The organism is Sphaerisporangium aureirubrum (assembly GCF_042658925.1).
In the GTDB taxonomy this organism is placed as follows: Bacteria; Actinomycetota; Actinomycetes; order Streptosporangiales; family Streptosporangiaceae; genus Sphaerisporangium; species Sphaerisporangium aureirubrum.
In genome coordinates this window covers 1-525 of record NZ_JBHSRF010000229.1, presented here as the reverse complement: position 1 = coordinate 525, position 525 = coordinate 1, and the positions used below count along the sequence as shown (strand labels likewise).

Sequence of the window (525 nt, the reverse complement as noted above, 5' to 3'; positions counted from 1 at the left end):
GCGGATTCCGGGATGCGACGGCAGCGCACACCCACCACGATCGAGTCCAGTTCGCCGGAGTTCATCAGCTGATAGAGCGTCCACCGGCTGACCTGAAGAGCGGCCATGACCTGGGGGACGGTGAGCAACCTAGGACTCATGGCCACCTCCTGAGTCGATGAGACGAGTGCTGGTCAGGGCAGCGGCGAGGAGCCGTTCACCGGCGGAGAGGCCCCGGCCGGCGTAGTCCCAGTGCGACGTGACGAACACGGTGTCTCCCGTGAACAGAGGGAGGCGTCCGGTGCTGATCTGTTCCTCGCGCATGTGATCGGCGCGTGCCGCGCGGAGGTCCCCGAGGGTGGTGGAGTAGCGCCGTGACTTGGTGGAGAAGTGGCCGCGGAAGCCCAGCATGTGGGCCCATTGCACGAGCCTGAAGTCGGTCAGCTCATCGCGGGTGCCGAGGCGCAGGCACTCGGCGATCAGTCGGCGGGGATGGTCGCGGATCGGTAGGGCGGTCAGGTCATCGAGGAGGTTGACGCGCCGGTC

The 525-nt window shown here is 67.0% G+C and carries 2 protein-coding genes; both read right to left on the bottom strand.

Annotation, left to right across the window (positions count from 1 at the left end; translation table 11 throughout):
* A partial coding sequence (locus ACFP1K_RS41280) for a helix-turn-helix transcriptional regulator (protein ID WP_380764082.1) occupies window positions 1-140 on the bottom strand: 140 nt, incomplete at its 3' end.
* Window positions 130-525: replication initiator (locus ACFP1K_RS41275; RefSeq protein WP_380764080.1), on the bottom strand; the 396-nt coding region annotated here is incomplete at its 5' end. The genes ACFP1K_RS41280 and ACFP1K_RS41275, both read right to left, overlap by 11 nt.